A 6807-nucleotide genomic window follows, 5' to 3' on the forward strand; every position below is an offset into this window, starting at 1 on the left:
GACGGCGCCGACGAGCATGGCAATGTCGAGCATCATAAATTTGGAGCCAAGCGCGATTACGCCTTCACGCCCAAGCAGCATTTCGAACTCGGCGAAGCGCTCGGCATGATGGATTTCGAGGCGGCGGCCAAGCTCTCCGGCGCACGTTTCGTGGTGCTGACCGGCGGGTTGGCGCGGCTCGAACGCGCGCTCGGGCAGTTCATGCTCGACCTGCATACGCAGGAGCATGGCTATACGGAAGTCAATCCGCCGGTGCTGGTGCGCGACGATGCAATGTTCGGCACCGCGCAACTGCCGAAGTTCCGTGAGGATCAGTTTCGCGCTGGCGATGATTTCTGGCTCATCCCGACCGCCGAAGTGCCGCTGACCAATCTCGTCCGCGACGACATTACCCACGAAGACAAGCTGCCGATGCGGCTCACCGCCTGCACGCCCTGCTTCCGGGCGGAAGCCGGCGCTGCGGGGCGCGACACCCGCGGCATGATCCGCCAGCATCAATTCACCAAGGTCGAGCTGGTCTCGATCACCACGCCCGAACAGGCGATGGACGAGCACGAGCGCATGACCGCCTGCGCCGAGGAAGTGCTGCGGCGGCTCGGCCTGCATTACCGCGTGGTGACGCTGTGCACCGGCGACATGGGCTTTGCCTCGCAGAAGACCTACGACATCGAGGTCTGGCTGCCGGGCCAGAACATGTTCCGCGAAATCTCGAGCTGCTCGGTCTGTGGCGACTTCCAGGCGCGGCGCATGAATGCGCGCTACAAGGGCAAGGACGGCAAGACGAAGGGCTTCGTCTCTACGCTCAACGGCTCGGGCGTCGCGGTCGGCCGCGCACTGATCGCGGTGATGGAGACCTATCAGCAGGCCGACGGCTCCATCGTCGTGCCGGACGCGCTCAGGCCCTATATGGGCGGCATGACGGTGATCGGGAAGACGAAATGAGAGTGCAGATGCAAACGCCGTCATGCCCGGCCTTGTGCCGGGCATTCACGTCTTTCTCTCCGCGTTTTAAGACGGGGATGGCCGGGTCAAGCCCGGCCAGGACCGCGGAGCAAGCGTAACGTGAGAATCCTTGTCACCAACGACGACGGCATTCATGCCGAGGGGTTGAAAGTCTGCGAGGATATTGCCCGCGCGCTCTCCGACGATGTGTGGGTGGTCGCGCCCGAGACCGACAATTCCGGGGTTTCGCATTCGCTGTCGCTGAACGACCCGCTGCGCCTGCGCGAAGTCGGTTCGCGCCATTACGCGGTCAAGGGCACGCCGACCGATTGCGTGATCATGGCGGTGCGTCACATCATGACCGACAACCGGCCGGACCTCGTGCTCTCCGGCGTCAATCGCGGCCAGAATGTCGCGGAAGACGTGGGCTATTCGGGCACGGTGGCGGGCGCGCTGGAAGGCACCGTCCTCAACATTCCCTCGATCGCGCTGTCGCAGGCCTACGGCCCGGGCAATCGCGACAATCCGCCCTGGGATACCGGGCGCAAATTCGGCCCCGACGTGGTGCGCCATGTGCTCGCCGTCGGCATCCCCAAGGGCTCGCTGGTCAATGTGAATTTTCCGGACTGCCATGCGGACGCGGTGCAGGGCATCGCCGTCACCGCGCAGGGGCGGCGCGATCAGGAGCTGTTGCGCATCGAGCCGCGTTTCGACGGCCGCTCGAACCCCTATTACTGGATCGCGTTTTCGCGGAAAGGCAAGCCGACCCCGGTCGACGGCACCGACCTCTCGGCGCTCGCTCAGAACCGGATTTCGGTGACGCCGCTGCGCCTCGACCAGACCGACCACGATTTCATGACGCGGCTTGCGGAAGAATTCGACTGACGTCATTCCGCGGCGCGACCCACTGGGTCGCGCGCCCCCAGCGACCGATTTTCTTTGGATTTGAGGGTTCGCGGGCTTTCGCCTGGGCCACGGAACGACCACGATAGGAAGCCGCAGGACTGACAAAAGGCGCAGCCGATGTGGCCGTCGAAGAACAAGAATCTGGACCGCATGGAGTTCCTGCTGACGCTGCGGCGCCGCGGGATCACCGACAATGCGGTGCTGCGCGCCATGGACGAAGTGCCGCGCGAGATGTTCGTGAGCGAAGACTTAAAGCAACAGGCCTATCAGGACCACGCGCTGCCGATCGATTGCGGCCAGACCATCAGCCAGCCTTATGTCGTCGCCTATATGACCGAGCTGCTGGAATTGCAGTCGCATCATCGCGTGCTCGAGATCGGCACCGGCTCCGGCTATCAGGCCGCGGTGATCTCACGGATCGCCGCGCATGTGGTCTCGATCGAGCGCTACCGCACGCTCGCCGAAAAGGCGCGCAAGACCTTCGACCGGATCGGCTATGCCAATATCGATGTGATTGTCGGCGACGGTTTCGAGGGCGCGACGCATCTGGCGCCGTTCGACCGCATCATCGTCACCGCGGCCGCCGAGACGGTGCCCGAACCGCTTGTGAACCAGCTCGGCGACGGCGGCATCATGGTGATCCCGGTCGGTCCGCATGCAGGCCCGCAGCATATCGTGCGGCTACGCCGCACCGCCGAGGGCGTCAAGCGCGAGGACATGATCGCGGTCCGCTTCGTCCCGCTGGTGCACGGTCCGGCGAAGCAATTGTGAGCAGCAAGCAATTGTAAAGGCTGTTGGTTCTTGCCGTTTGAAGGAGGCGGTTAAGGTTTACGCATACCCATTGCTTAAAGCCTTATTTACTTCGCGGGTGTTTAACTTGCCGCACTGTGTCAGTTGCGTTCAGTGAGTTTTGTAAGATGCGTTCTGCTGAGCCCGTCCGCTCGCCCGCCTTTTCGCGTCTGGCCGTCTGTGCCGCGTTCGCTCTGGCGACGGCCGCCTGCTCCAGCGACGCCAACCGCCTCGAACAACCGTTCTCCAATCCGTTCACCCCGGTGCCGCAGACCACCGGCTCGGTTCCCCAGCAACAACCGGCCTATGGTCAGGTGCAGAGTCAGCCGCTGCCGCCGGCCCAGCCGGCCTACCAGCAGCCCGCACCGCATTATCAACAGGGATACCACCAGCCCGCGCCGCATCATGCGCCGCCGCCGGCACAGCCCGTCGCCTATCATTCGCAAGGCGCGCCGGCCTATCGCCAACCGCAGCCCGCCGTCGCACCGGCCGCCACGCGTCCGGCGCCGCCGCCCGCGTCGTCGCGCTGGGATCCGAATGGCGGCACGCCGGTGACGGTCGGGCAGGGCGAAACCATCCAGTCGCTCTCGCGGCGCTATGGTGTTCGGGCGATCGCGATCGCCGAAGCCAACGGCATGAGCACCGCGACGCCCATCTATCCCGGTCAGCGCCTGGTGATCCCGAAATACAACTACAACGGTTCGCAGCAGGCGGCCGCAGCGCCGCGTCAGCCCGCGCCGGCGACCACCGGTAGCGTGCGCCAGCAGCCGCAGCAGCCGGCACGTCCTCTGGCGGCGCAAGGACAGATGCATACGGTTGGCCCGGGAGAGACCCTGTTCAGCATCGGCCGCCGTTACAATGTGAGCCCGGTCACGCTGGCGCAGGTCAACCGGCTGCCGCCGCATCACAAGCTGCGGATGGGCGAGCAGCTCACCATTCCCGGCGGCTCACGCGCGGCGCAGGCTGCTCCGCGCCCGGCACCGTCCGCGCAACCGGCTGCGCAGCCCTGGCCGCAGCAGCAGACCGCTCCGGTGGCGCCAGCACAGCGCGTGGCGGACGCGCATGCCCAACCAATGGCGTCGGCGCGCGTGATCCAGCCGGCCGAGAACACCCCGTCGCCGGTCGAGCAGGCCAAGACCGACCGTGAAGAGCAGGCGGCCGCGAGCAATTCGCCGGGCTTCCGCTGGCCGGTGCGCGGGCGGATCATCGCAGGTTTCGGCCCCAAACCGACCGGTCAGCAGAATGACGGCATCAATATCGCGGTGCCGGAGGGCACGCCGGTCAAGGCGTCCGAGGATGGTGTGGTGGCCTATGCCGGCAATGAGCTCAAGGGTTATGGCAATCTGGTGCTGGTGCGCCATGCCGACGGCCACGTGACCGCCTATGCGCATGCCAGCGAATTGCTGGTGAAGCGCGGTGACACCGTCAAGCGCGGGCAGACCATCGCCAAATCCGGCCAGACCGGCAATGTCTCATCGCCACAGCTGCATTTCGAGATTCGCAAGGGCGCAACCCCGGTCGATCCGATGCAATACCTGACCGGGGCGTCCTAGAGTCTTTTCGCTTTTCTTCGAATCGCGAAATGATTCCAAGTTGTTGCGTTGGCGCGTTTTCTTCATGCAAACCGGTGCCCGCTTCGTTCGAAAACATTATAGCGGCACGTCAGCAACGGCGTCATGGCCGGGCTCGTCCCGGCCATCCACGCTGTCGCCTCGTAGGGACGTCGGTACCCGGCACGAGGCCGGGCATGGCCTCAGGGGACAGCCCGTCGCGCGTTCAGCCGGGCAGCCGCACGCCTTTGCGTCCGGCAAAATCCTGCACGAATTGCCACGCCACGCGCCCTGACCGCGCCCCGCGTGTGGTTGCCCATTCCAATGCCTCGCGGCGCAGTTCGTCGGGGTCGGACGGGATGCGCAGATGGTTCACATAGCCGTCGACCATGGCGAGATATTCGTCCTGGCTGCATTTGTGAAAGCCGAGCCAGAGCCCGAAGCGGTCGGACAGCGATACCTTTTCCTCGACCGCCTCGCCCGGATTGATCGCGGTCGAGCGCTCGTTCTCCATCATGTCGCGCGGCAGCAGGTGACGGCGGTTGGAGGTCGCATAGAGGATGACGTTCTCGGGCCGGCCCTCGATGCCGCCCTCCAGCACCGCCTTCAGCGATTTGTAGGAGGTGTCGTCGCCGTCGAAGGACAGGTCGTCGCAGAAAACGATGAAGCGATAGGGTGCATCGCGCAACAGCGCCATCAGCACGGGCAGGCTTTCGATATCCTCGCGGTGGATTTCGATCAGCTTGAGGCGGCCGGGGTTGCGGGACGCGGCGTTGACGCTGGCATGGGCGGCCTTGACCAGCGAGGACTTGCCCATGCCGCGGGCGCCCCAGAGCAGGGCATTGTTGGCGGGCAGACCGTCGGCGAAGCGCTCGGTATTCTCGATCAGGGTATCCCGCATGCGGTCGATGCCCTTCAGGAGCCCGAGATCGACACGGTTCACCCGCTTCACCGGCGCGAGCACGCTGCCGCCCGCGTGCCAGATGAACGCATCGGCGGCGGCAAAATCGGGTTGGCGATTCGGCGCAGGCGACAGCCGCTCCAGCGCCGCCGCGATACGCTCCAGGACGTCGGGCGAAGAATCGGAGACGGCACGCTTGCTGCGCGGGGCCTTGTGCGCGGCGGCGCGCGTGGCAGGCGTTTTGGCTTTACGCATTTGGCATTTCGCTCCTGGTCCGGTCGGCTCGGAACCCCATAGCCGCGCCAAAAAATGCCTGCAAGGCCAGTAATTTGACCAAAGCTTGCGGCATCTTGGCCGAAAGCTGCGGCAACATTGCAATTGGGCGGGCGGCCGCTATAGTCCGCGCCGTTTTGGGCGCGGGGGTTGCGCCGGAGCGCATGTTTGCCCGGAAGATGGGTCCGGATGGTTCGCTCGGCCGGCGTTGCCGGAGTCGTGGCGTGCCGGCCCCGAACGATCCGTACCCGGGCAATCGGTTTGCTGGTGTTCTTCGCATCCGAAGTCCGCTCACGAGCAAGCCGCACCGACAAGCGGGCTTTGGATTCGGGACACTAGAGGCCGTTCGATGTTCATCACGCCCGCTTATGCGCAGGCTGCCGGTGGCGACGCCAATTCGATGCTGGTTTCGCTGCTGCCGTTCATTCTGATTTTCGTCATTATGTATTTCCTGATCCTGCGGCCGCAGCAGAAGCGGGTGAAAGCGCATCAGGAAATGGTGAAGAATGTGCGCCGCGGCGATACCGTCGTCACCTCCGGCGGCCTGATCGGAAAGGTCACCAAGGTGATCGACGACGATCAGCTCGAGGTGGAGCTTGCGGACGGTGTGCGCATTCGCCAAGTGAGGCAGATGATCAGCGACGTGCGCGCCAAGGGCGAGCCGGTCAAGGACGAGGGGTGACGGCTCGATCCGGCGTAGGAGGGGCGCGCCTGAGACTGACAACGCCATAACGGACGCCAACACGGACCAGGCCGATGCTTTACATTTCCCGCTGGAAGATGCTGGCGATCATCGCGACCACGCTGCTGATCTGCAGTTTCGCGATTCCGAATTTCTTCCCGAAAGAAATGGTCGAGAGCTGGCCGAAATGGGCCCAGCGCCATATCGTTCTTGGCCTCGACCTGCAGGGCGGCTCGCACATCTTGCTGGAGGTCGATTCGGCAGCGGTCCGGCGCGAGAAGGTCGAGGCGCTGCGCGACGATGTGCGCCGTGTCGTGCGCGAGAACCGGCTCGGCAGTCCGGCCGCTGTAACCGTGCGCGGCAATACCGTTGAATTCCGCATCCGCGAAGGAGCCGATCCGAATCTGGCTCTTCAGAAATTCCGTGAATTGTCGCAGCCGCTGGGTGGCCTGTTGCAGGCGACCGGCCAGACCAGCATCGACGTGGTGGACGCGGGCGGCGGCCTGTTCCGCCTGACCGTGACCGAGCCGGCGCTGCGCGAGCGCATTCGCCAGGCGGTCGATCAGTCGATCCAGATCATCGAGCGGCGTGTCAACGAACTCGGCACCGTCGAGCCGTCGATCGCGCGGCAGGGCGTCGACCGTGTCCTCGTCCAGGTTCCGGGCTTGCAGGATCCGCAGCGCCTGAAGGATCTCCTTGGCAAGACCGCCAGGCTGACCTTCCGCATGGTCGACATGACCACCACACCGGAGCAGGCCGAGGCC

Annotated in this window: 6 protein-coding genes and 1 pseudogene; 6 read left to right on the top strand and 1 reads right to left on the bottom strand. The window is 64.9% G+C overall.

Annotation, left to right across the window (positions count from 1 at the left end; translation table 11 throughout):
• From serS to ACK41X_RS21965, 4 genes are all read left to right on the top strand, one after another.
• On the top strand, positions 1-942 hold a 942-nt coding region (gene serS, locus ACK41X_RS21950), incomplete at its 5' end, for a serine--tRNA ligase (protein WP_409727955.1).
• 120 nt (positions 943-1062) lie between these two features.
• Positions 1063-1827, top strand: coding sequence for a 5'/3'-nucleotidase SurE (surE, locus tag ACK41X_RS21955; protein WP_409727958.1), 765 nt, complete (start codon positions 1063-1065; stop codon positions 1825-1827).
• A 138-nt stretch (positions 1828-1965) separates the two neighbouring features.
• The gene (locus tag ACK41X_RS21960) at positions 1966-2619 is read left to right on the top strand and encodes a protein-L-isoaspartate(D-aspartate) O-methyltransferase (protein ID WP_409727961.1); all 654 of its coding nucleotides are present in this window, start codon (positions 1966-1968) and stop codon (positions 2617-2619) included.
• A 146-nt stretch (positions 2620-2765) separates the two neighbouring features.
• Positions 2766-4190, top strand: a complete 1425-nt coding sequence (locus ACK41X_RS21965) for a peptidoglycan DD-metalloendopeptidase family protein (RefSeq protein WP_409727963.1) — start codon at positions 2766-2768, stop codon at positions 4188-4190.
• A gap of 223 nt (positions 4191-4413) precedes the next feature.
• Here the strand turns inward: ACK41X_RS21965 and ACK41X_RS21970 are convergent, their stop codons facing one another.
• Positions 4414-5343: an ATP-binding protein gene (locus tag ACK41X_RS21970; protein WP_409727966.1), complete on the bottom strand. Its 930-nt coding sequence runs from the start codon at positions 5341-5343 to the stop codon at positions 4414-4416.
• Positions 5344-5710: 367 nt separating this feature from the next.
• Between ACK41X_RS21970 and yajC the strand changes: the two genes are divergently transcribed.
• Positions 5711-6043: a preprotein translocase subunit YajC gene (gene yajC, locus ACK41X_RS21975; RefSeq protein ID WP_409727970.1), complete on the top strand. Its 333-nt coding sequence runs from the start codon at positions 5711-5713 to the stop codon at positions 6041-6043.
• Between the two features lie 74 nt (positions 6044-6117).
• Positions 6118-6807 (top strand): annotated as a pseudogene (locus ACK41X_RS21980) (protein translocase subunit SecD); the annotation flags it as partial.

Source organism: Pseudorhodoplanes sp. (assembly GCF_046289595.1).
Taxonomy (GTDB): Bacteria; Pseudomonadota; Alphaproteobacteria; order Rhizobiales; family Xanthobacteraceae; genus Pseudorhodoplanes.

What these genes read in the sequence shown, in the direction of transcription:
- ACK41X_RS21960 (WP_409727961.1), top strand. Translation starts at nt 1,966, where the DNA reads ATGTGGCCGTCGAAGAACAAGAATCTGGACCGCATGGAGTTCCTGCTG.
- ACK41X_RS21965 (WP_409727963.1), top strand. Translation starts at nt 2,766, where the DNA reads ATGCGTTCTGCTGAGCCCGTCCGCTCGCCCGCCTTTTCGCGTCTGGCC.
- ACK41X_RS21970 (WP_409727966.1), bottom strand. Translation starts at nt 5,343, where the DNA reads ATGCGTAAAGCCAAAACGCCTGCCACGCGCGCCGCCGCGCACAAGGCC.
- yajC (WP_409727970.1), top strand. Translation starts at nt 5,711, where the DNA reads ATGTTCATCACGCCCGCTTATGCGCAGGCTGCCGGTGGCGACGCCAAT.